General features: G+C 65.4%; 19 protein-coding genes and 1 tRNA gene. 5 read left to right on the top strand and 15 right to left on the bottom strand.

Features of this window, described 5'->3' with window-relative positions; genetic code table 11:
• Positions 1–16 precede the first annotated feature (16 nt).
• The 3 genes from RQI43_RS00985 to RQI43_RS00995 all read right to left on the bottom strand — a co-directional run bounded on the left by RQI43_RS00985 (position 17) and on the right by RQI43_RS00995 (position 3,852).
• On the bottom strand, positions 17–2,524 hold the full coding sequence (locus tag RQI43_RS00985) for a PAS domain-containing protein (protein ID WP_311274097.1): 2,508 nt from the start codon (positions 2,522–2,524) through the stop codon (positions 17–19).
• Positions 2,524–2,715 (bottom strand): type II toxin-antitoxin system ParD family antitoxin, encoded by a 192-nt coding sequence (locus tag RQI43_RS00990; protein ID WP_056433188.1) that lies wholly within the window; start codon positions 2,713–2,715, stop codon positions 2,524–2,526. Before RQI43_RS00990 ends, RQI43_RS00985 begins: the two co-directional genes overlap by 1 nt.
• A 258-nt stretch (positions 2,716–2,973) precedes the next feature.
• On the bottom strand, positions 2,974–3,852 hold the full coding sequence (locus RQI43_RS00995; RefSeq protein ID WP_311273926.1) for an SDR family oxidoreductase: 879 nt from the start codon (positions 3,850–3,852) through the stop codon (positions 2,974–2,976).
• 207 nt (positions 3,853–4,059) lie between these two features.
• On the opposite strand from RQI43_RS00995, the gene RQI43_RS01000 reads away from it, so the two are divergent.
• The gene (locus RQI43_RS01000; protein ID WP_207411838.1) at positions 4,060–4,977 is read left to right on the top strand and encodes a LysR family transcriptional regulator; all 918 of its coding nucleotides are present in this window, start codon (positions 4,060–4,062) and stop codon (positions 4,975–4,977) included.
• 223 nt (positions 4,978–5,200) lie between these two features.
• Here RQI43_RS01000 and RQI43_RS01005 read toward each other — a convergent pair whose 3' ends face one another.
• Entirely contained in the window at positions 5,201–6,103 is a 903-nt protein-coding gene (locus tag RQI43_RS01005) for a LysR family transcriptional regulator (protein WP_311273927.1), read from the bottom strand.
• Positions 6,104–6,293: 190 nt separating this feature from the next.
• Here RQI43_RS01005 and dctA point away from each other — a divergent pair, with 190 nt between their 5' ends.
• The 4 genes from dctA (at position 6,294) to RQI43_RS01025 (ending at position 11,339) form a co-directional block, all read left to right on the top strand.
• Complete coding sequence (gene dctA / locus RQI43_RS01010; protein WP_311273928.1) at positions 6,294–7,625, top strand: C4-dicarboxylate transporter DctA; 1,332 nt, start codon at positions 6,294–6,296, stop codon at positions 7,623–7,625.
• Between the two features lie 74 nt (positions 7,626–7,699).
• Entirely contained in the window at positions 7,700–8,863 is a 1,164-nt protein-coding gene (locus tag RQI43_RS01015; protein WP_056433205.1) for a mandelate racemase/muconate lactonizing enzyme family protein, read from the top strand.
• Between the two features lie 386 nt (positions 8,864–9,249).
• On the top strand, positions 9,250–10,224 hold the full coding sequence (locus tag RQI43_RS01020) for a 2-hydroxyacid dehydrogenase (protein WP_311273929.1): 975 nt from the start codon (positions 9,250–9,252) through the stop codon (positions 10,222–10,224).
• A 41-nt stretch (positions 10,225–10,265) separates the two neighbouring features.
• Positions 10,266–11,339, top strand: a complete 1,074-nt coding sequence (locus RQI43_RS01025; protein WP_311273930.1) for a tartrate dehydrogenase — start codon at positions 10,266–10,268, stop codon at positions 11,337–11,339.
• Between the two features lie 479 nt (positions 11,340–11,818).
• On the opposite strand, the gene RQI43_RS01030 is transcribed toward RQI43_RS01025, so the two are convergent.
• The 11 genes from RQI43_RS01030 to RQI43_RS01080 all read right to left on the bottom strand — a co-directional run bounded on the left by RQI43_RS01030 (position 11,819) and on the right by RQI43_RS01080 (position 23,375).
• Positions 11,819–11,895 (bottom strand) — tRNA-Met (locus RQI43_RS01030).
• Between the two features lie 116 nt (positions 11,896–12,011).
• Positions 12,012–13,253: a tryptophan synthase subunit beta gene (gene trpB, locus RQI43_RS01035; RefSeq protein ID WP_056433223.1), complete on the bottom strand. Its 1,242-nt coding sequence runs from the start codon at positions 13,251–13,253 to the stop codon at positions 12,012–12,014.
• Between the two features lie 136 nt (positions 13,254–13,389).
• Positions 13,390–14,034 carry a phosphoribosylanthranilate isomerase gene (locus RQI43_RS01040; RefSeq protein ID WP_056433227.1) on the bottom strand — a complete coding sequence of 215 codons (645 nt, stop codon included), beginning with the start codon at positions 14,032–14,034 and terminating at the stop codon, positions 13,390–13,392.
• 15 nt (positions 14,035–14,049) lie between these two features.
• Complete coding sequence (locus RQI43_RS01045; protein WP_311273931.1) at positions 14,050–14,421, bottom strand: lipopolysaccharide assembly protein LapA domain-containing protein; 372 nt, start codon at positions 14,419–14,421, stop codon at positions 14,050–14,052.
• Positions 14,422–14,460: 39 nt separating this feature from the next.
• Positions 14,461–14,781 carry an integration host factor subunit beta gene (locus RQI43_RS01050; protein WP_056433233.1) on the bottom strand — a complete coding sequence of 107 codons (321 nt, stop codon included), beginning with the start codon at positions 14,779–14,781 and terminating at the stop codon, positions 14,461–14,463.
• 78 nt (positions 14,782–14,859) lie between these two features.
• Positions 14,860–15,840 (bottom strand): signal peptide peptidase SppA, encoded by a 981-nt coding sequence (gene sppA, locus RQI43_RS01055; protein WP_056433234.1) that lies wholly within the window; start codon positions 15,838–15,840, stop codon positions 14,860–14,862.
• Positions 15,841–16,274: 434 nt separating this feature from the next.
• Positions 16,275–18,005, bottom strand: a complete 1,731-nt coding sequence (gene mqo, locus RQI43_RS01060; RefSeq protein ID WP_311273932.1) for a malate dehydrogenase (quinone) — start codon at positions 18,003–18,005, stop codon at positions 16,275–16,277.
• Between the two features lie 696 nt (positions 18,006–18,701).
• Positions 18,702–20,432 (bottom strand): 30S ribosomal protein S1, encoded by a 1,731-nt coding sequence (rpsA, locus tag RQI43_RS01065; protein ID WP_056433243.1) that lies wholly within the window; start codon positions 20,430–20,432, stop codon positions 18,702–18,704.
• Positions 20,433–20,715: 283 nt separating this feature from the next.
• Complete coding sequence (locus RQI43_RS01070; protein ID WP_244477971.1) at positions 20,716–21,168, bottom strand: hypothetical protein; 453 nt, start codon at positions 21,166–21,168, stop codon at positions 20,716–20,718.
• A gap of 282 nt (positions 21,169–21,450) precedes the next feature.
• The gene (locus tag RQI43_RS01075; RefSeq protein ID WP_056433259.1) at positions 21,451–22,161 is read right to left on the bottom strand and encodes a DUF1013 domain-containing protein; all 711 of its coding nucleotides are present in this window, start codon (positions 22,159–22,161) and stop codon (positions 21,451–21,453) included.
• A gap of 269 nt (positions 22,162–22,430) precedes the next feature.
• Positions 22,431–23,375 carry a ribose-phosphate pyrophosphokinase gene (locus RQI43_RS01080; protein WP_019903469.1) on the bottom strand — a complete coding sequence of 315 codons (945 nt, stop codon included), beginning with the start codon at positions 23,373–23,375 and terminating at the stop codon, positions 22,431–22,433.
• Positions 23,376–23,393 lie beyond the last annotated feature (18 nt).

Below are 23,393 nucleotides of genomic sequence, written 5' to 3' on the forward strand. Positions count from 1 at the left end.
GCGAATGCCGCTTCGATCAGTCGACGAGCGCGTTCATCCGCTTCGTCGTCAATTGCCTCAGGATGCGCCCGAGCTGTTCGGCCGAGTACGGCTTGTGCAGAAGCTCGAATCCCTCCGTTCCATCCTGCGCCAGGACGTGGCTGTAGCCTGAGGCGAGCAGTATCGGCAGGCTCGGCAGCTGCGCGCGCAATCGCTTGGCCAGGGCGATGCCGCCCATGCCCGGCATCACCACGTCCGAGAACACGGCGTCGAATCCGTTGCCCTCGCTCCCCAACAGCTCCAGGGCTTCCTCGGCATTGACGGCCCAGGTGGTGCGGTAGCCGAGGTCTTCGAGGATCTGCGTGGCGAAGCGGCCCACCTCGATATTGTCCTCGACCACCAGGATGCGCTGGCCCGCACCCATCGGGGAGCCCGGGGCCGGCTGCGGTATCTCGCGGTCCGCGCCGTTCTGCTCGATCACGATCTCGGGCAGGTAGAGCGTGAACGTCGTGCCGTGCCCGAGCCTGGTCGACACGTCGACATCGCCGCCCGACTGCTTGGCGAAACCGAACACCTGGCTGAGGCCGAGGCCGGTTCCCTTCCCCACCTCCTTCGTGGTGAAGAACGGCTCGAAGATGCGGCCCAACTGCTCAGGCGCGATTCCGGTGCCCGTATCGGTGAGGGAGATCGCCGCGAAGGCTCCAAGGGCGACCGCATGCCCCCGGATCGGCGGCAGCTTTCCCCGGCGCACCAGAGTCAGGGTCAGGGTCCCCTCCCCGTCCATCGCATCGCGGGCATTCACCGCCATGTTGACGAGGGCGGTTTCGAACTGGCTCAGGTCCGCCTTGACGAAGCAGGGCTCGTCCGGCGTCTCGACCGTCAGGCGGATGCGGGCCCCGGTCACGGTGTCGATCATCTCGGAGACGGCGCGCAGGCGCTCGCCGACCTCGAACACTTCGGGCTTGAGAGCCTGGCGGCGGGCGAAGGCGAGGAGCTGCCCGGTCAGTTTCGCCGCGCGGTCGACCGTGTCCGAGACCGCATCCAGGTAGCGCCGCTTGCGCTCCTCGGGCAGCTCCGGCCGGCGCAGGAAATCGACGGAGGAGCGGATGATGGTGAGAAGGTTGTTGAAATCGTGCGCCACGCCCCCGGTCAGCTGCCCGACGGCCTCCATCTTCTGCGATTGGCGCAACGCTTCCTGCGTGTTGGCGAGTGCGGTCTCGGCGCGTAGCCGCTCCGAGATATCCTTGGCGTAGTGGAACGCCCCGACGATGTGTCCCACTTCGTCGCGCAAGGGCGAGTAGGACACCTCCCAATAGGGCTTCGCCAGGTCGGGGTCGCCGAATTCCTCGGTGACGGTGAATGTCTCGCCCCGGAGCGCGCGCTCCATCAACCCGCGCATGACCGGGGCCTGGTCCGGCGGGAACAGGTCGGGGAACACCTCGCCGACCTGCACGCGGTGGGCGAAGATGCGGAAGAACTCGTCGCTATGGGCCTGATTGAAGGCGATGAGCCGGTACGCGGTGTCGAAGGCGCAGATGGGCGCGGCGCTGGATTGGAGGATGTCGCGCGACAGACGAAGCTCCGCCGTCCGCTCCGCGACCTGCCGCTCCAGGTCGTCGTTCAGGGCTTGCAGGGCCTCCGCCCCAGCTTGCCGCGCGGTCTCGGCCCGGTAGCGCTCGGTGATGTCGCGGGAGATGCCGACGAGCTTGAGGGCACCGCCCTCGTCAGGCTGGAAGGGCGCGAAGCTCACCTCCCACCAGCGGAGGTCGCCATCGGCCGTCTGGGCGTGCCCCTCGATGCGTGAGACCTCTCCGGCGGCCGCCCGCCGGACGGCATCGCGGAGCTTGGCGCGCTCGCCCTGCGGCCAGAGCCCGGCATATTCCTGCCCCACCACGTCCTGCAGCGATCCGATCTGGTTGAGTTCCAGGCCCCGCGCGCTCATGAATTCCAGCGTGCCGTCGGCGGAGAGCACCTTCACGCAATCCGGGCTCGCCCTAAGGATGCCTCTGACGAAGGCGTCGCTGCGCCGGAGCGCCTCCCGGTCGGCGAGGCGCCTATGCGCGTCGAGATGGAAGCCGATGAGGTCGGCGAACATCCTGAACATGCCGACTGTCTCCGGCGTGTTCAGTCGGGCCGGACGAGGGTCGATGGCGCAGAGCGTGCCGAAGAAGCTGCCGTCCGGCAGGGTGATGGGCATCGAGATGTAGCTCTGGAAGCCGTACATCTCCGGGGTCGGATGCGCCTGGTACGCCGGGTCCTCGGACACGTGGTCGATGACCACGCCCGTCCCGGACGAGCGGATCGCGTCGCAGATCGTGGTGGCGACCGGCAGCTCGCCGCCCGGCGCCAGACCGAAGGCGATGTCGTCCTTGACGCTACAGGCGACCCAGCGGTCGTCCGTCACCCTGGCGATGGCGGCGAAGCCCATGCCCGTCGTCCGACAGACCACGTTCAGGATCGTCGGAACCGCGGCGATGCCCTCGACCGCAATGATATCCGCCTGGAAGTCGTGCGGGGCGGACGGAGCGGCAATCGAGGCGGTCATCATCTGTCCGCCGCTTTGGCGGAGCTATGGCCGCGGGAGCGAGGCACCGCGTGGTCACGCTCGATCAAAAGGCGAAGACCGGCGCGGACGACTTCGCTGGCATTTGCATAATGCCCACTCGCGACCTGACCCTTGATGTAGCTCTCCAGCTCATGGGTCAGGGCGATGTTGCGGGTCGGCGTGCTCGACATGACCGGACGGTGTCACAGGGCCATGAAGCTGTCAAAAGTTAGCAACTGTACCGGTCGCGGCGGCAGCGACAACGGTTCAATCAGCTCTGATCCCGCAGGCATCCGGGAGCGTGCCGAACCGGCCGTTCGGCCACATCCGGGGCATCCCGATCCGTTCAGCGCAGGGGCTGGAAGGCCTCCACGAGGCAACGTCCCCTCCATCGAGCGAAACCGAACCCGTCAAAAAGCGGCGGGTGGCATGTCCCGCCGCCTCATGTTTCAGATGACGTGTGCCATGCCCATGGCCCGAAGCATGTCGTTCTGGATCGGAGCCACTGCCTCATTGATGCGCGCGACGCCGAAATCCACGCCCTCGGGCATGACCACCGTGCGCAGGGGACGCCGCTCTGTTGCCTCGACCAGCCCGGCGATCGCATCGGCGACGAGTTGCGGGCGCGGAGGATGGGCGGGGTCGTACGACTTGTCGGCGTTGTCCTTGATCTGGCCCGGGATCGACGCCACTGCGCCATAGGCGGTCAGTACGTCCGTATCGGACGGCTCGGGGCTGGACGAGATCAGGTTGCTGGGGAACGGGCCCGGCTCCACGATGACCGAATCGATCCCGAAGCCGCTCAGCTCGTAGCGATAAGTCTCCGCCAGGGCCTCGAGCGCGAACTTGGTCGCCGCATAGACACCGAAGAACGGTATGACGAAGCGTCCCATCAGCGACGTGACCTGCACGATCAGTCCGCTGCCGGCGGCGCGCATATGCGGCAGGACGGCACGGTCGGCGCGGACCGCCCCAAAGACATTGACCGCGAACAGCCGTTCGACATCGGCGATCGTGTAGGCTTCCGTCACCCCGATGGGCATCAGGCCGGCATTGTTGACCAGAACGTCGATCCTGCCGTGCTGCGCGATGACCCGAGCGATGGCGGCCTCGACCGAGTCGTCGCTGACCACATCCATTTCGAGGACCTGCAGGGGATTCCCCTCCGCCTTCGCGGCCTCGATCAGTTCGTTCCGGACCGCGCTGTTCCGGCCCTCGACATCCCGCATGGTCGCGATGACGCTGTGACCGCGCCTCGCCAGTTCCAGGGCCGTGAGTTTTCCAAAGCCACTGCTCGCGCCGGTGACCACAACGACTTTCGCGCTCATCCTCAGTTCTTCCTTTTCCATCCGGGGCGCGCCTACGGGACTCGGCCTCTGCCGCCCTTTGGGCGGGGCCGCTCCTGTCGGGGCCTCGCCGTCCGTCCGCCCTTCCTCTAGCGTAGATTTTTCTGCGGCTTCAGATCTGAGTATTCGCTTCTTTGTTGCCTGTGGCGCTACAATCGACGGATCAGGATCGGCAGGATCGGGCGACCGATGCGGGACAAGTTCGACGGCGTGCAGATCTTCGTGGAGGCGGTAGAGGCTGGCGGGTTCGCGCGGGCGGCGGACCGGCTGTCCCTGTCCCGGTCCGCCGTCGGCAAGGCCGTGGCCCGGCTCGAGGAGCGGCTCGGCGTGCGCCTGTTCCAACGGACCACGCGCACCCAGAGCCTGACGGAAGCCGGGCAGCAATTCTACGAACATTGCCTGCGCGCCGTCGCGGAATTGCGGACCGGCGAGGCGCTCCTCGAATCGGGCCGCCAGGAGGTGGCGGGGCGATTGCGGATCTCGATGCCGGTTCTCCTCGGCCGGCGCTGCGCGGCGCCGATCCTGCTCGACTACGCCAAGGCGCATCCGAAGCTGGAACTCGACCTGAATTTCAGCGACCGGGTCATCGATCTGATCGCCGACGGCTTCGACCTCGGGCTGCGCTTCGGCGCGCTCGGCAACAACAGCTCCCTGCGTGCCCGGCGGCTGGTGACGGAACGTATGGTGCTCTGCGCCTCCCCGTCCTACCTCGATGCACGCGGACGCCCGGAGGAGCTCGCGGATCTCGCCGGGCACGACGCGCTCGCCTATGCGCGCGGCGACCGCGGCTATGCCTGGCGCCTGCCGGATGCCAACGGCGTCCTCGTCCCGGTTTCCCCACATTCCAGGCTGCGGTTCGACGACGTCGAAGTCATTCTGAGCGCCGCCAAGGCGGGGCTCGGCCTCTGCTGGCTCCAACACTGGCTGATCCGCGACAGCCTGCAAAAGGGTGAACTCGTCCAGCTCTGGGCGGAGCGGCCCTACGCGACCATGGATTGCTACGCCGTCTGGCCCGCGGCACGGTATCTGCCGTTGCGGTCACGCCTCGCCATCGATGCGCTCGCCAGCCGGATGCCGAGTGACGGTGTCGTCAAGCACCCTGGGTAGGATCGCGGAGCCCCCCGGGAGATATGCGGGAGTGGGCCGTTCAGGGGTCGGCCCGATTCGGTTCATAGGCTATCGACCTGTCTTGCCGACTCCTCTCCGAAGGGACGGCAGACCCCAACTTCGCCATAGACGGCAATTGACTGACTTCCCGAAAGCAGATGTCCACCGGTCCAAGACTGGCCGTGCTCCACGGGTATGCGGCTGTGATCGACGCACCCACGAGCTATGAGGTTTGCGCTCCGGTGAGATAGTCCCAAAGCTCGTCGGCGGCGTGATTGCGGCACTCGAGCGAGCGGAACAGTCTGATCTCGATGGGCACGTCGAACTGTTCGTGCCCCGCGCGGACGAGGCGACCGCGCGTCTGATCGTCGGCCGCGACCGTTTGTGGGAGCCAGGCGACGCCGTGCCCCTCGCGCGCCATGGTCGTCAGCGTCGCGGCGAGATGCGAGGTGAAGCGGGTGTCGAGGTGGAACGAATCCCCGTTGCGGCAGCTCGCCAGGATGCGCCCGAGGCCCGAGGCCTGGCTGTAGGCCAGGTAGGGAACCGGCTCGGCGGACGATCCCGGCAGCGACCACAGACCCGCGCCGTCTCCCGAGGGCGCGCAAAGCGGGATGAGACGATCGTCGCCGACCCGCACGCTCTCGAACCGGTCGGGCTCGAACCGCGTCGGGGCGTTCCCGTGGAAGTGGCAGAGCAGGAAGTGCACCTCGCCCGACAGCATGATCTGCTCGCAGGCTTCCATGCTGTCCGAAATGAGATTGAGCGTGCCCAGCGTCCGGGATCGCATGACCCGGCGGACCCAACTCGGAAAGAACGTGAACGATAGGGCGTGGGTCGCGGCGATGGAGAGCGTCGCCGTATCCTGAGCGCCCACCGCCCGCGTCTCGCGGCGGGCCCGCTCCAGGCTGTGCAGCAGAGCCTGGGCTGCCGGGAGGAAGGTGACGCCGGCCGGGGTCAGCGCCGCCCCTTGCGCGCCCCGTGCGAAGAGCGGCGTCCCGACCCAATCCTCGAGAGCCCGGATGCGCCGGCTGAAGGCCGGCTGCGTCACGCTCCGGGCCTCCGCCGCCCGCGAGAACGTCTTCTGCTCCGCCAGCGCGAGGAAGTCCTTCAGCCAGTCCAGATCCATCGATCAGCCCAGATCCATCGGTCGGACCATGTCCATCCGTCCGTCCAGCCCGATGCCGTTCGCGCATAGCCCGAACCGAACATGGCATTGGCCGGACGAGGGTGTCCAGGCGTACCCACAGCATCAAGCCCCACAAGAGGGATCACTAATCAAGCTGCCCGCTAAGTGGCAGATCAGGAGGAAACAGATCATGAAGTCATGGCTAAGCCGACTCTATGTTCAAGTCTTCATAGCAATCGTCATCGGCGGGTTCGTCGGGTATTTCCTGCCGGACGTCGCCGTCACGCTGCAGCCCCTGGCGGACGGCTTCATCAAGCTGATCAAGATGCTGCTCGCGCCGGTCATCTTCGGTACCATCGTGGTCGGCATCGCCAAGATGGGTAACATGAAGGAGGTCGGCCGCATCGGTGTGCGGGCGCTGATCTACTTCGAGGTCGTCTCGACGCTGGCCCTCGTCATCGGCCTCGTGGTGGTCAACGTGATGCAGCCGGGCGTCGGCATGAACATCGACGCCACGCATATCGACGGCAGCGCCATCGCCTCCTACGCCAAGCGGGCGGAAGCGCAGCCCGGCATCGTCGGCTTCCTCATGGACATCATCCCCTCGACGATGGTGGATGCCTTCGCCAAGGGCGCCATGCTGCAGATCATCCTGATCTCGCTGCTCTTCGGCCTCGCCCTGGTTCAGGCGGGCGAACGCGGCAAGCCGGTGGTCGTCGTCATCGACAGCCTGCTCGACGCGCTGTTCCGCATCGTCGCCATGGTGATGCGCCTGGCCCCCATCGGTGCGGGTGCCGGCGTCGCCTTCACCATCGGTAAGTACGGGTTCGGCACCGTCTGGTCCCTCGCCTACCTCATGCTCGGTGTCTACGCCACGTCGATCCTGTTCGTCGTGCTGGTGCTCGGCTCCGTCTGCGCCTGGACCGGGTTCTCGCTCTTCAAGGTCCTCGGCTTCTTCAAGGACGAGATCCTCATCACCTTCGGGACCTGCTCCACCGAGGCCGTGATGCCCCGGATGATGGCCAAGCTGGAGCGGGTGGGCTGCGAGAAGTCGGTGGTCGGCCTCGTTCTGCCGACGGGTTACACCTTCAACGCCGACGGCACCTGCATCTACCTGACCATGGCGGCGATCTTCGTCGCCCAGGCCACCAACACGCCGCTGGGCATCGGCGACCAGCTCCTCGTCCTGGGCGTGCTGCTCCTGACCTCGAAAGGGTCGGCGGGTGTCGCCGGGGCCGGGTTCGTCACCCTCGCCGCCACCCTGTCGAGCATCCACACCGTCCCGGTCGCCGGCCTCGTCCTTCTGCTCGGCGTCGATCGCTTCATGAACGAGGCACGGGCGGTCACGAACCTCATCGGCAACGCGGTCGCCACCATCGCGGTCGCCAAGTGGGAAGGCGCCTTCGACCTCGCCAAGGCGGAGGAGGCCTACCGCAACCGGGCCGCCGTCTCATCCGAGGACGTCGTTCCCGACACGGAAGCCGGGCATGCCCTGCCCCGCCCCGTGGCGGCCGCCCACTAGACCTTCCGGCTGCTTTCGTCCGCTTCCATCCCTTCCCCCCGCGCGAATCCCTTCGCATCTCAAGGAGAGCCACCATGCGTATCGTCGACGTCTGCGAGATCACCAAGCCGATCTCCTCGCCCATCCGCAACGCCTATATCGACTTCTCGAAGATGACCGCCAGCCTCGTGGCCGTGGTCACGGACGTGGAGCGCGACGGCCGCCGGGTGGTGGGCTACGGCTTCAATTCCAACGGCCGCTACGGCCAGGGCGGCCTCATCCGCGAGCGCTTCAAGAACCGCATCCTCGAGGCCGAGCCCGCTAGCGTGCTGAACGAGGCTGGCGACAACCTCGACCCGCACAAGCTCTGGGCGGCGATGATGACCAACGAGAAGCCCGGCGGCCACGGCGAGCGCTCGGTGGCGGTGGGCACCCTCGACATGGCGATCTGGGACGCCACCGCCAAGATCGCCGGCAAGCCGCTGTTCCGGATGCTCGCCGAGCAGAAGGGCGTCGAGGCCAATCCGCGCGTCTTCGTCTACGCGGCCGGCGGCTATTACTATCCCGGCAAGGACGACACCCAGCTGCGCGCCGAGATGCGCGGTTATCTCGACCGGGGCTACAACGTCGTGAAGATGAAGATCGGCGGCGTGCCGATCGAGGAGGACCAGCGCCGCATCGAGGCCGTGCTGAAGGAGATCGGCTCGCAGGCGCAGCTCGCCGTCGACGTGAACGGCCGCTTCAACCTCGAACAGGGCATCGCCTACGCCAAGATGCTGCGCCAGTACCCGCTGTTCTGGTACGAGGAGATCGGCGATCCCCTCGACTACGCCCTGCAGGCCGCGATTTCCGAGTTCTATCCCGGCCCGATGGCGACCGGCGAGAACCTGTTCTCGCACCAGGATGCCCGCAACCTCCTGCGCTACGGCGGCATGCGGCCAGACCGCGACTACCTGCAGTTCGACTGCGCCCTCTCCTACGGACTCGTCGAGTATCTCCGCACCCTCGACGTGCTGGAGCAGTTCGGCTGGTCGCCCAAGCGCTGCATCCCGCATGGCGGTCACCAGATGTCGCTCAACATTGCGGCCGGCCTCGGGCTGGGCGGCAACGAGAGCTACCCGGACCTGTTCCAGCCCTATGGCGGCTTCCCGGACGGGGTGAAGGTCGAGGACGGCCACATCGTCATGCCGGAGCTTCCCGGCATCGGCTTCGAGGGCAAGTCGGACCTGATCAAGGTCATGCGCGAACTCGCCGAGTAAGCGGCGACCGATCCGTGCGGGGCGCGATCCGGCCCCGCACGGCCTCCACCGCCGTCGCCCGGCTCCGGGCGGCGGCCGTCTTCCGGGAACCGACGTGCCGAGGAAATCCGTACGATGCGACCGCTCAGTGATGAGGAGCGAGCCGTTCTGTCCGCTTTGACCGAAGATTTCGTCAGCGCCACGGTGGTCAAAGTCAGGTCCGGCCTTCCGCGCGGCCAGAGGAACGAGACAGTCCTCGCGGCCTGTATGGGATTGGCGCAACGCGGTCTTGCCGAGCGGGTCGGCTCCGGGTTGCGGTCCACCCTCCGTTGGCGGAAAGCACAAGGTGGCTTCGCCCCGGAGCGGGAGCGCCACCTCCACGGAACACGCAACTGCGAAGAGGCCCCATGACAGCGCATGCGAAGGCGGAGATCCTGCTGCTGAAGGCGATCCTTCCCGATACGATCCGGGCCCTCGACGAGCGCTTCGTCCTCCACCGCCTCGATCGGGCCACCGATCGGGACGCGTTCCTGGCGGAGGTCGGCCCGGCCATCCGCGGCGTGGTGGTGGGAGGACAGGCGCCGGCGGGAGCCGATCTCTTCGCGCGCCTCCCCGCCCTGGAGATCGTCACCAATTTCGGTGTCGGCTACGACACGATCGACGTCGCGGCCGCCAAGGACCTGGGCGCCGTCGTCACCAACACTCCGGACGTGCTCACCGAGGAGGTCGCCGACCTCGCCCTCGGCCTGCTCCTCGCCACCGTCCGCCGCCTCCCACAGGCCGACCGCTATCTCCGCTCGGGCTCCTGGCCGAAAGCCCCGTTTCCGCTCTCGCCCTCCCTGCGCGGGCGCCGCATCGGCATCCTCGGCCTCGGGCGGATCGGACACGCCATCGCCACGCGCCTCGATGGATTCGGCTGCGCCATCGCCTATCACGGCCGCCGCCGGCAACCCGAGGTGGCCTATGACTACCACCCGAGCGCGATCGAGCTGGCGCGGGCCTGCGACGTCCTCGTGGTCGTGGCGCCCGGCGGCGGAGCCGGGCCCCTCGTCACCGCGGAGGTGCTGGGCGCCCTCGGCCCGGAGGGTATCCTCATCAACGTGGCGCGCGGCAGCCTCGTCGACGAGGACGCCCTGATCGCGGCCCTGCAGCAGGGGGTGATCCACTCGGCCGGCCTCGACGTGTTCGCGGACGAACCCCAGGTTCCCGACGCCCTCATCGCCTTGGACAACGTCGTCCTGCTGCCGCATGTGGGCTCGGCCACCCACCATACCCGCCGTGCCATGGGCAACCTCCTCGTGGACAACCTCGTTTCCTGGTTCGAGGGTCGGGGGCCGGTGACCCCCGTCGCCGAGACGCCCTGGCCGCCGAGCGCCGCCTGAACTCCCGAACCCAGCCGTCCCATCCGCGGAGAGCCGATCCCATGACATCACGCCACTATCGCATCGCCGTCATTCCGGGCGACGGGATCGGCAAGGAGGTCGTGCCGGAGGGCGTGCGCGTCCTTGAAAAGGCCGCCAAGCGCCACGGCTTCACCCTCGAGTTCGACTGGTTCGACTTCGCCAGCTGCGATTATTACGAGCGGCACAACCGGATGATGCCGGAAGACTGGAAGGCGCAGATCGGGGGCCACGACGCGATCTTCTTCGGGGCCGTGGGCATGCCGGACAGGGTGCCCGATCACGTCTCGCTCTGGGGCTCGCTGATCCTGTTCCGGCGGGAATTCGACCAATACGCCAACCTGCGCCCCGTGCGCCTGATGCCGGGCGTGAAGAGCCCGCTCGCCGACCGCAAGCCCGGCGACATCGATTTCTGGGTGGTCCGCGAGAACACGGAAGGCGAATACTCGAATGCGGGCGGGCGCATGTTCGCCGGTACCGAGCGCGAATTCGCCCTGCAGGAGACGATCATGACGCGCCACGGCGTCGACCGTATCCTGAAATTCGCCTTCGAGTTGGCCCAGAGCCGCCCGAAGAAGCACCTGACCTCGGCCACCAAGTCCAACGGCATCTCGATCACGATGCCCTATTGGGACGAGCGGGTGAAGGAGATGGCCAAGGCCTACCCGGACGTGGCCTGGGACCAGTACCATATCGACATTCTGACGGCCCATTTCGTGCTGAACCCCGACAGGTTCGACGTGGTCGTCGCCTCGAACCTGTTCGGCGACATTCTCTCCGACCTCGGACCCGCCTGCACCGGCACGATCGGCATCGCGCCCTCCGGCAATATCAACCCGGAGCGGCTCTTCCCCTCGGTGTTCGAACCGGTTCACGGGTCGGCCCCCGACATCGCCGGCCAGGGCATCGCCAACCCCATCGGCCAGATCTGGTCCGGCTCGATGATGCTGGAACATCTCGGCGAGCCCGAAGCCGCCCGGGAGATCGTCACCGGTATCGAGCGCGTCCTCTCCGAGCGCACCCTGCGCACCCGCGATCTCGGCGGCAACGCCGATACCGAAGCCTGCGGCAGGGCGGTGGAAGACGCCCTCGGATAAGGGCATCCGGCTGGAACGCCAGGACGCGGCCACCGACGCCGAAGGCCGCATACTCGATGAGACCGGCGTCGGACCTTCCGGCGCCGGTGCATTCGTCGTCCGTTCCCGGCAAACAGCCGGTTGAAGTCCACCTGTGACTTCCATTCGGGGCGACGACCGAGCGTCCGGTTCCCGCGATCAAGATCAATCTACACTAAGGTCGACCTAGCCCTCCGTACCGAACGAGGTCGTGGCCTCCCGATTGCGCCGATGAGTGGCGAGTGGGGACGAAGCGCCATGGGATCATTGCTGAGGAGCATCGCGAGCGAGACTGAGGATACCAGGCAGGGGCCACGCAAAAACCGCCCATCGATGCCGTCAGGTGGGCACCACGTCCCGATTGTTCGCGCTGTCCGGCAGATCCCTCTCAGAGAACCAAAAAGCCCCGGACCAGGGGTCCAGGGCTCAAAGGCTAGGTCGATCTAACGACTAGGAATGATTGGTAGCGAGGGAGAGATTTGAACTCCCGACACAAGGATTATGATTCCTCTGCTCTAACCAACTGAGCTACCCCGCCACAACAAAGGAACCCGCGCGGTGCAGGCGCCCCTGAAGAGATCGGCGGTATAAAGAAATCCGCCTTCGGGTGTCAACGGGGAGTTTGCCACTTGCGAGCTCCCCGTTGCGGTTTTCTCAGAGGCGGGTTCCCAGGATTTCGGCCACCTGCGGGATGTCCTTGTCGCCACGGCCCGAGAGATTGAGCACCATCAGGTGTTCGGCCGGCTTCGTCGGCGCGATCTCGAACACCTTGGCGAGGGCGTGAGCCGGCTCCAGGGCCGGGATGATACCCTCCAGCATCGAGCACAGCTTGAACGCTTCCAGCGTCTCGGAATCCGTCGCCGAGAGGTAGGTGACGCGCTTGGCCTCGTGCAGCCAAGCGTGTTCGGGGCCGATGCCGGGATAATCGAGGCCGGCGGAGATCGAGTGGGCGTCGGCGATCTGGCCGTCCTCGTTCTGAAGAAGGTAGGTTCGGTTGCCATGGAGCACTCCCGGCTTCCCGCCGGAGAGGGAGGCGGCGTGCAGGCCCGAGGAGATGCCGTGGCCGGCGGCCTCGACGCCGTAGATCTCCACCTCGCGGTCGTCGAGGAACGGGTGGAACAACCCCATGGCGTTGGAGCCGCCGCCGATACAGGCGATGAGCGAGTCGGGCAGTCGCCCTTCCATCTCCAGCATCTGCTCCTTCGTCTCCCGGCCAATGATCGACTGGAAGTCGCGCACCATCGCCGGATAGGGGTGCGGGCCGGCCACCGTGCCGATGCAGTAGAATGTATCTGCGACGTTGGTGACCCAGTCGCGCAACGCCTCGTTCATGGCGTCCTTGAGGGTCTTGGTGCCGGATTCTACCGGGATCACCTCGGCGCCGAGCATCTTCATGCGGAAGACGTTGGGCGCTTGGCGCGCTACGTCGACGGCGCCCATGTAGACGACGCATTTCAAGCCGAACCGGGCGCAGAGGGTGGCGGTGGCGACCCCGTGCTGCCCGGCGCCCGTCTCGGCGATGATCCGGGGCTTGCCCATGCGGCGGGCCAGCATGATCTGACCGAGCACGTTGTTCACCTTGTGCGAACCGGTATGGTTCAACTCCTCGCGCTTGAAGAAGACCTTGGCTCCGTGACCCGGGGCCGATGCCGCGCGCAGGTGCTCGGTCAGGCGCTCGGCATAGTAGAGCGGGCTCGGACGGCCGACATAATGGGTCAGATGGCCGTTCATCTCCTGCTGGAAGGACGGATCTGCCTTCGCTTCCGTATAGGCCTTCTCGAGATCGAGGATGAGCGGCATCAGCGTCTCGGCGACGAAGCGTCCGCCAAAGATGCCGAAGCGGCCGCGCTCGTCCGGTCCGTTGCGGAACGAGTTCGGAGAGGGGGCGATGGTCAAGGTCAGTCGTCCTTCACGTCGTCGGCTGGCGGATCGCCGCCGGGCCTGTGCGTTCGGTATGGGGTTGCGCCAATGCCTAGACCCGTGCGGGGGGCGGCTACAATGCGGCGAACGCGTCGATTTGTGAAATCGGACGCTATTCGCCAGTCCGAACCGCCGCAATGAAGGCTCCGATGCGCTCGGAACTCTTTTCTCCCGGCCGGGTCTCGACCCCCGAAGAGACGTCGACAGCGCGAAGGCCCGTCCGACGGAGGGCCTCGGCAACATTGCCGGGAGCGAGGCCGCCGGACAGCATCGTCCCCGCCGGCAGGTCCAGCCCCGCGAGGATGTCCCAATCAAAGGCAATGCCGTTGCCGCCCGGCAGGGCCGCGTCGGGCGGAGGCTTCGCGTCGAGGAGAATGCGGTCGGCCGCTTCATAGGCGGAGAGAACGTCGAGATCCGAACGCGTCGAGACGCCGAGCGCCTTCATCACGGGGCGATTGCTGTGGGCACGGATGGCCGCGACCCGCTCCGGGGTCTCATGGCCGTGGAGTTGGATCCAATCCGGATCGACGGCCCTCAGGGCCGCATCGATCAGAGCATCGTCGGGATCGACGAGAAGGATGACCCGCTCCGCCCTGCCCTTCGCCTGTTCCGACAGCCGACCCGCCGTCTCGAAGTCGACATGACGCGGGCTCTTCGCGAAATGCACGAGGCCGACAAGGTCAGCCCCCGCCAAGAGCGCTGCGTCGAGGGCCGCGGGGGTACTGAGCCCGCAGATCTTGACGCGGATCGACGACATGGCTGCGCTTGGCCTCTAGCGCGGGGCGGGGAGCGCGACGTGGCCGTCCTGGCCGGGATAACGCTCGGCCGGCGTGGGCTCGCTGGCCGCGACGCGGGATTTCAGACGCTCGGTCTCGCCCTCCAGGCGACGGATCTCGCGGCGGCGGGCGGCGCTCGTGCGCCGGGTGCCGGACTGGCCGAGCCAGGTGCCGATACCGCCGCAGAGGATGCCAATGGCAACGGAGGCGAAGATCAGGACGTACAGCGGCAATGGCAGGCTGAAGGCCGGCGTGTCCGCCGTGAACGGATCGAAGGACAGGCGGACGACCTCCCGGTTCGCCACGGCCAGGGCCACGACCATGATCGCGACGGGAAGCAGCACCAAACCCTTGAAGAAGCGGATCATCGAGACACTCCGGTCGGTAGGACGAGGCTTTGCATAAGCTCAGGATTCCTCATTCTCGGAGGGCTCCTCTGCGCCGATGCCGGCCTCGTTAAGTCGCTGGCGCATCTCCTTGCCCGTCTTGAACACGGGGATGGCCTTCTCGGAGACGGCAACGGGCTCACCGGTGCGCGGGTTGCGCCCGCGGCGCGCATCACGACGCTTGACCGAGAAAGCACCGAAGCCGCGCAACTCGACCCGGTCGCCGCGCGACAAGGCTTCCGCGATCGTGTCGAGGATCGCCTTCACGAGGGTTTCCACGTCACGCTGGTAGAGATGCGGGTTCTGCTCTGCGATCCTGAGCACGAGCTCCGACTTGATCATGCGGCGGTCTTCCCTGACTTCATGCGGTTCCGGCACCCCTGCGGACGTGATCCAGGCAGGGGTGATTCGGCGTCGCCCTCAAGGCGCATCGGTTGAGGCCGGACGCCAGAGAGCCAGCATTCCCCCTTGCGCGATGCTCGCCGTCTCGTCGCCGACCTGACGCAGGCGCGTCGCGAGACCGCCCATGCCAAGGAGATCGGCGCCCGTGCCGAGAGCCGACCAGAGTTTGAAGTCGCTCTCGGATTTGGGCTTCCAATCACGGATGGGCAGGCCCTTGGCGACGTTGCGCTCCGCCTCGAGCCAAGTCACCGCCTGACGTTCGCCGCCGACGCTATCCACCAGCTTCAACGGAACGCTCTGGCGGCCGCTGAAGACCCGCCCGTCGGAAACGGTCGCCAATTCCTTCTCGGAGAGTTTGCGCCGCTCGGAGACGAGGCCTTTGAACCAGGCGTAGGTGTCGCCCACAACGGAGGCCAGGGCGGCCCGTGCCTCGGGCGAGGTCGGGGTGAAGCCGGATGGCTCGGCCTTCAGGGGCGACGACTTCACCGACTCGACCTTGACGCCGACCTTGTCGAGCAGCCCGGACAGATCGGGATATTGGAACAGCACGCCGATGGAGCCGACCAGGGCGGTTTCCCGAGCGACGATATGATCGGCCGCGATGGCGGCGATATAGGCGCCGGAGGCCGCCGTGCCATCGACGAAGGCCACCATCGGCTTCTTCTCGGACAGCGAGCGTAGGTTGCGGTAGAGTTCCTCAGAGCCGGTGGTTGTGCCGCCCGGCGAGGAGATCGAGACGATGACGCCCTGCACGGCGCTGGCATCGCGGACGCGCTCGATCAGCTTCGTCGTCGATTCGCTGCCGGCGATGAAGCCACCGATGGAAATTCGCGCGATCTGTGGTTTCACGGCTGGGAAACCGAACCCGTCATTGCCCCGGACACGGTAGCCCACCGCACCGACGGCGACGATCAACCCGCCGATTCCCACGACGCGCCAGAGGGAGAGCTTGCGGCGCAGGCGCCGACGATCGATCAGAAGTTCGGCGTCTGCAGCCATGCGATCGTCCCGTTCCCTTAACGTTTCCGCCCGTTTCGGCCGGTTCTTTGCTCATGGGCAAGGAGGCGTGCAGCCATAGTGCACCCCTCCGCCCGTCAAGACTTGTTTCACACCCGCCGGTGGTTTGCACCAAACCTTTGGGAGCTCACACGTCCTTCCGCCGGAAGGTCGCCGAAGCCCGGGGGGACGCGAAAGCAGGGCCGTGTTCTAGCGCTCCCTTCTGCGGACCGGCAAGAGCACTCGTTGGCTGGACGCGCGGCGTCAGGACACTGCCTCAAGGGATACGGGGCCCGATGGGTGGTATTAGGATCGGTCGAAGCCGAGGCGTCGTGCCGGCGCGGCGACGGGTTTTCGCTTCGATCGTTCAACCCAAGCAAAATCCTCCGATGGCGAACGGGCGACATCGGAGGATTTCAGCGTCTGGCTTCGCTCGTTCAGGGAGCGAGGTCGTGGACCGGCTTCGTCGTGGTGGTACGGTTGCTGTTGAGGACGGTGTTGCTGACCGGCGTCTGCTTCAGTGCCTCGACGTCGATCTGCGGAGGAGACGGCAGCTGCAACTGCTCGCTCGTATAGGCCCAGGCCTGCGCGACCCGTTCCGGATCGTCGTTCAGCTTCAATCCGTAGCTCGGGACGATCTGCCGAAGCTTCGACTGCCATTCAGGGGACGAAACCTTCGAGGCGAACACCTTCTCCAGCATCTTCAGCATGATCGGAGCGGCCGTGGACGCGCCCGGGGAGGCGCCAAGCAGCGCCGCGATGCTGCCGTCCTTCGCGCTGACGATCTCCGTGCCGAGTTTCAGAACGCCACCCTTGTCCTTGTCGCGCTTGATGATCTGCACGCGCTGGCCCGCCTGCCATAGGCGCCATTCTTCCTTCTTGGCCTTGGGGAAATACTCACGCAGGGCGGCGATGCGGTCATCGTCCGAGAGCATCAGCTGACCGGCCAGATACTCCACCAACGGATATTCATCCACGCCCACGCGAACCATCGGCCAGACGTTGCTGGTGGTCGTCGAGGACAGGAGGTCGAAATAGGAGCCCTCCTTCAGGAACTTGGTGGAGAATGTCGCAAAGGGACCGAATAGCAGGACGCGCTTGCCGTCGAGGACGCGCGTGTCCAGATGCGGAACTGACATCGGCGGCGAGCCGACCGAGGCCTTGCCGTAGGCCTTCGCCAGATGCTGCGTCGTCACATCCGGATTCTCATTGACGAGGAACGAGCCGCCGACGGGGAAGCCCGCGTAATCCTCGCCTTCCGGAATGCCGGATTTCTGCAGGAGATGCAGGGATCCGCCGCCAGCGCCGATGAAGACGAACTTGGCGTCGATACTCTGCTCGGACCCGTCCTTGAGGTTCCGAGAGACCACGCGCCAGGAGCCGTCGGGGTTCTTGTCGATGGTCCGGACCTCGGACGAGGCCTGCAGGTCGAAATTCGGCTGGCTCTGCAGATGCGCGACGAACTGGCGGGTGATCTCGCCGAACTCCACGTCGGTGCCCAAAGAGGTCCAGGTGGCTGCGATCTTCTGCTTGGGATCGCGGCCCTCCATCATCAGGGGAACCCATTTCCGGATCTGCTCGGGATCGGTCGAATAATCCATGCCGGCGAAGAGGGGGCTCGCCTTGAGCGCGGCATGACGCTTCTCGAGAAAGGCGATGTTCTCGTCGCCCCACACGAAGCTCATATGCGGGGTGTAGTTGATGAAGGAGCGCGGGTTCTTCAGGACGCCGTTGCGAACCTGCCACGCCAGGAACTGGCGGGTGACCTGGAAGGCCTCGTTGATCTCGACGGCCTTGGCGATCTCGATCTGCCCATCTTTCTTCTCGGGTGTGTAGTTGAGCTCCGCGAGGGCGGAATGACCCGTGCCGGCGTTGTTCCAGCCGTTGGAGCTCTCCTTCGCCACGCCATCGAGACGCTCGATCATCTGGATCGACCAGTTGGGTTCGAGTTCGCGCAGCCAGACGCCGAGGGTGGCGCTCATGATGCCGCCGCCGATCAGAAGGACATCAACCTTCTTTGCCGGAGGGGCAGCGAGGACCAGGGAGCCGGGCATTGCCACAGCCGCCATTCCGGTCAGGGCCGTGCCAAGAATCTGCCTGCGGTTCAGGGCAGGCGTGGTGGAGGAAGCGCCGTTGGACGGGCTCGTATCGTTATTATCGGCGCTCATCGCCATACCTCGTTCTGCAGAACACGTCCGGAGGACCCTCATCGGACGTCTGTCCGTTCAGGGCATCGGATCGAGAGGATCGGAGGAGCGCTTCTTCCCACGGGCATTCTTGCCCAGTGTGCTGGCTTGACCAGTCTGCCGGATCGATGCCTCGCTGACCCTGGTCGGTAAAGGGATCTGCGATAGTCTTCCAGCTATTATTTATCAGTCTCGTTGAGCGTTTCGGTGTTCCGATTTTCTCTCTGGAACACTTATAGAACAGGCCTCAATGCGACGTCTTGAGGTGGGGCTATGTGTCCAAGGCCCGAAGAGGTCCGCATCATGGCGAGCCGGCACGAGCTTATGGCCGACCACCGCCGATGAAACGTGAGTGCTGTTTTCAGCTGATTAAAGTGCGACCCGAATGTCATACGTGGCTGCCACTGCAGACGAGTGTCTGGCACCGGCTATGTCTCGAAAAGTGGCGTGTGCAGTTCGAGCCGTTTCTTCGGTCGCCGGGTTCCTAGCCGATGGGCCGGCGGTCAACAATCTGCCGGATGCCGCAATCCGTTCAAACGTCGCGTTTTGAAACCGTCCTGTCATGAGGTCTCGTACCAAGACACGAAAACGCCCGCGCGAGAGACGATCCCGCGCGGGCGTTTCGAGATATGGCGTCCAGCTCGAACGAGCTGGACGCCATTCGTATCTGCGCGGGGCCTAGTCCTGCGCGTCGTCCTTGTCGTCGCTGGTGCGGGCCTTCTTGAAGGCAGCACCGAGGATCTCGCCGAGGGAGGCGCCGGAATCGGCGGAGCCGAACTGGGCCATCGCCTCCTTCTCCTCGGCCATTTCCAGGGCCTTGATCGAGAGCTGAACCCGACGGGCCTTGCGATCGAACTGGATCACGCGGGCATCGAACTTCTCGCCGGCGGCGAAACGCTCGGGACGCTGATCACCACGATCGCGGGCGAGTTCGGCCCGGCGGATGAAGGTGGAGAGATCGGTGTCGACGATCTTAACTTCGACCCCCGAATCCTTCACTTCCACCACTTCGCAGGTCACGATCTGACCCTTCTTGAGTTCGCCGGCTTCCGTGAAGGGGTCGCCGCCGAGCTGCTTCACGCCGAGCGAGATGCGCTCCTTCTCGACATCGACGTCCAGAACCTGGGCGCGCAGCATATCGCCCTTCTTGAACTCTTCGATGACCTGCTCGCCGGGGCGGTTCCAGTCGAGATCCGACAGGTGAACCATGCCGTCGACGTCGCCGTCGAGACCAATGAACAGACCGAACTCGGTCTTGTTCTTGACCTCGCCTTCGACCTCGGAGCCGACCGGATGCTGCTCGGCGAAGGCCTCCCAGGGGTTCTGGAGGGTCTGCTTGAGGCCGAGCGAGATGCGGCGCTTGACCGGATCGACTTCGAGGATCTGCACTTCCACTTCCTGCGAGGTGGAGACGATCTTGCCCGGATGGACGTTCTTCTTCGTCCAGGACATCTCGGAAACGTGGATCAGGCCTTCGATGCCCGGCTCCAGCTCCACGAAGGCACCGTAATCGGTGATGTTGGTGACACGGCCCTTGAGCTTGGCGTCGACCGGGTAGCGCTGGGCGATACCCTCCCACGGATCCGCGAGCAGCTGCTTGATGCCGAGCGAGATGCGGTGGGTCTCGTGGTTGATCTTGATGATCTTGACCTTGACCGTCTGGCCGATGGTCACGACCTCGGACGGGTGGTTCACACGACGCCATGCCATGTCGGTGACGTGGAGCAGGCCGTCGATGCCGCCGAGGTCGACGAACGCGCCGTACTCGGTGATGTTCTTGACGACGCCGTCGATGACCTGGCCTTCTTCAAGGTTGGCCACGAGCTCGGAGCGCTGCTCGGCGCGGCTCTCTTCGAGGACGGTGCGGCGCGACACGACGATGTTGCCGCGGCGACGATCCATCTTGAGGATCTGGAACGGCTGCGGGGTGCCAAGGAGGGGCGTGACGTCGCGCACGGGACGGATATCGACCTGCGAGCGCGGCAGGAAGGCCACGGCGCCATCGAGATCGACGGTGTAGCCGCCCTTGACCTGATTGAAGATCGCGCCCGTGACGCGCTCATTGGCCTCGAAGGCCTTCTCGAGCTTGACCCAGCTCTCCTCGCGGCGTGCCTTATCGCGCGAGATGACGGCCTCGCCGAGGGCGTTCTCGATGCGGTCGACATAGACCTCGACCTCGTCGCCGACGGCAAGTTCGCCTTCGCGGCCGGGGCCGTTGAATTCCTTGAGGGCGACACGGCCTTCCGTCTTGGCGCCGATGTCGATGACGGCCACGTCCTTTTCGATCGCGACGACGCGACCCTTGACGACGGACCCTTCGGTGATCTCGTGCTCGAGGAAGCTCTCCTCGAGGAGAGCCGCGAAGTCGTCGCGGCTCGGGCTACGCTGCAGGGCGTTACCAGCGGTCATTCTGTCTCCTGACAGGCCTCTCGTGCGAGGCCGGCGTCGGCGGTTCGTGTGACGGGGCACCCTCGGCGATCACCGCCCGCGGCCCCTGATGGGATCCGACAGGCTCACCCCCCGTAGGAGGGCCAACGCAATATGAAGCGATGGTCGAGGGCCATTCTCCAACGGGCCGGTGACGGGACGAGACGCCCGCGCGCAGTCGAATCCGATTGGAGGACGGCGCTCCCATACCTGATCTCGTGCGTTTCGGCAACATAACGCTTCGGATCGTTGGTGGGTGGGGCGATCAGGTGAGCATCCAGCGAGGCGTCTCGGCGTGGCGCAGCCAGATCGCGGAGGCGATCGAGAGTGCCTCGAGTGGAAGAACTACATCGCCCCGGCCCTTATCCCAGAGTTCGATGCCGGAAAATCCAACCTTGCGGATCGTAAGCCAAGCGCCGAACGGGAATGTCGCGTCGGTCCCCTCGCCAGGGCCGAAACATTCCTCGAAGGCGAGCGGATCAATCATCATCTGATCGTATTTCCGCAAATGCTCGGCCATCGAAACCTTGGATCGGAACAGGATGCGATCCCGGCTATACGACGAAAAACACGGCTCATATTCCGTCAGCGTCATCGAGAGCTTGCCGCCGATGCGTAAGTAGGGCGGGTTTGGGCCAGTCTCGTCGAAATTCAGCGGGCTCCAGCCCTCCTCGCTCATCAACGACTCCGCCAGGGTCACAGGCTCCGACGCTGCCATGCGCGGGACAACATCCCCGGTCGCCGCGTCAGGGAGTGATCCTGTCACCAGGATGTCCGGTCCGAATCCGTGGCTGCCCGGCTGGTGCTCCGCCACATCGTGTCCTGTCTCGCGAGAGGCCATTATCCGCCCCGAAAAAGTGTCCCCGTGGATCGAGGAGGATCAATATTACGCATTTTCTTATGGTTGGCGATCATGCGGTGCACCAACACGAAGAAGGGCGCTGCAACAGCAGCGCCCTCGGGAAGATTCGATTGGGTTGTGGTGTCGTCGAGGTGACGATTATTCCTCGTCGTCATCCTCAGTGTTGCGCATGCCCTTGAGTTTGGCGAAGACCGAATCCGCGTTGAGCTTCTCGTCGCGTTCGTTGCGATGATGCTCGTCCGCCTCTTCGTAGCTGCCTGCGGTGGACACCTCTGTGGGCAACAGGGTTGCGCCGGCATCGGTCGGCAGAACGGCCGGTCGGTCCTTGGCGGCGCGCTGAACCTCGAAGTCGAGATCAATCTGCGTGCAGAGACCAAGGGTCACCGGGTCCATCGGCTGCAGCGAGCTCGAATTCCAGTGGGTGCGCTCACGGATCTGCTGGATCGTCGATTTGGTGGTGCCGACGAGGCGGATGACCTGCGCATCCTTCAACTCCGGGTGGTTGCGGAGCAGCCAGAGGATGGCGTTCGGCCGGTCCTGGCGCCGTGACAGAGGGGTGTAGCGCGGACCCTTGGTGGTGCGCTTGACCTCCGGCAACTTCACCTTCGAGACGGCAACCTTCAGCTTGTAATTAGGAGATTTCTGCGCTTTCTCGATCTCGTCGCGGGTAAGCTGACCCGTGGTGATCGGGTCGAGGCCTTTGATCCCGGCAGCGACTTCGCCGTCGGCAATACCCTTCACTTCGAGCGGGTGAAGCTTACAGAAATCGGCGATCTGCTCGAAGGCGAGCGAGGTATTCTCGACCAGCCAGACGGCGGTCGCCTTCGGCATTAGCGGACCTTGGGACATGCTCTGTGGCTCCGACGTTAGCGGGGAACGGGCGGCGCCGGGCATCGGTCCGCAGGCTCCGGATGAATCGATCCGGAAGTCCCGTCTCACGCTCTCAAAAGGGGATCAGCGTATATAGGCGGCGGCAGAAGAGCGCGCAATTGCCTTCGCGTCCGGTCACCGCCGACGGAGGACCCGCGCGACGCGAGGTCCCTGAGATTTTGGCGTCGAGCGCCGTAACTTGGCCAGCGGACGATGACCGCTGCCGTATCGGTCAGGCATCGGGCCAATCAGACGAACAAGCTCGACACACTCGATTCTGTCGCGGTCCGACCGATGGCCTCGCCGAGCAGCGGCGCGATGGTGGCCACGCGAATATTGCGGGCGAGCTTGACCGCCTGTGTCGGCTGGATCGAATCGGTAATCACCAGCTCTTTCATCCGCGAAGCCGCGATGCGGGAGACGGCGCCGCCCGAGAGCACCCCGTGGGTGATGTAGGCTGACACATCCTTGGCGCCGGCGTTCAGCAGGGCTTCTGCGGCGTTCACGAGCGTACCGCCGGAATCGACGATGTCGTCGACGAGGATGCACGAACGGCCCTCGACCTCGCCGATGATGTTCATCACTTCCGATTCACCGGGGCGCTCGCGGCGTTTGTCGACAATGGCCAGTGTCGCGTCGATGCGCTTGGCGATGGCGCGGGCGCGGACCACACCACCGACATCGGGCGAGACCACCATCCATTCCTTCGGGTCGAGACGCTCCTTGATGTCGCGCACGATCACCGGCGCGGCGAAGAGGTTGTCGGTTGGGATGTCGAAGAAGCCTTGGATCTGGCCTGCATGGAGGTCCAGTGTCATCACGCGGTCGGCGCCGGCTTCGGTGATGAGGTTGGCGACAAGCTTAGCCGAAATCGGCGTGCGGCCGGAGGTGCGACGGTCCTGTCGGGCATAGCCGAAATAGGGGATCACCGCCGTGATGCGCCGCGCCGAGGAGCGCCGCGCCGCATCGATCATGATGAGCAGCTCCATCAAGTGGTCATTGGCGGGGAACGAGGTCGATTGAACGATGAAGACGTCCTCGCCGCGGACATTCTCCTGAAGCTCGACGAAGATTTCCATGTCCGCAAAGCGACGGACCATGCATTTGGCCAGGGGAAGCTCGAGATAGGCGGAGATCGCCTCCGCAAGCGGACGGCTGGCATTTCCAGCGATGATCTTGATCGAGGACTTCATGCCGCCGTCTTCATCTCA

The organism is Methylobacterium sp. WCS2018Hpa-22 (genome assembly GCF_031843785.1).
Lineage (GTDB): Bacteria > Pseudomonadota > Alphaproteobacteria > Rhizobiales > Beijerinckiaceae > Methylobacterium.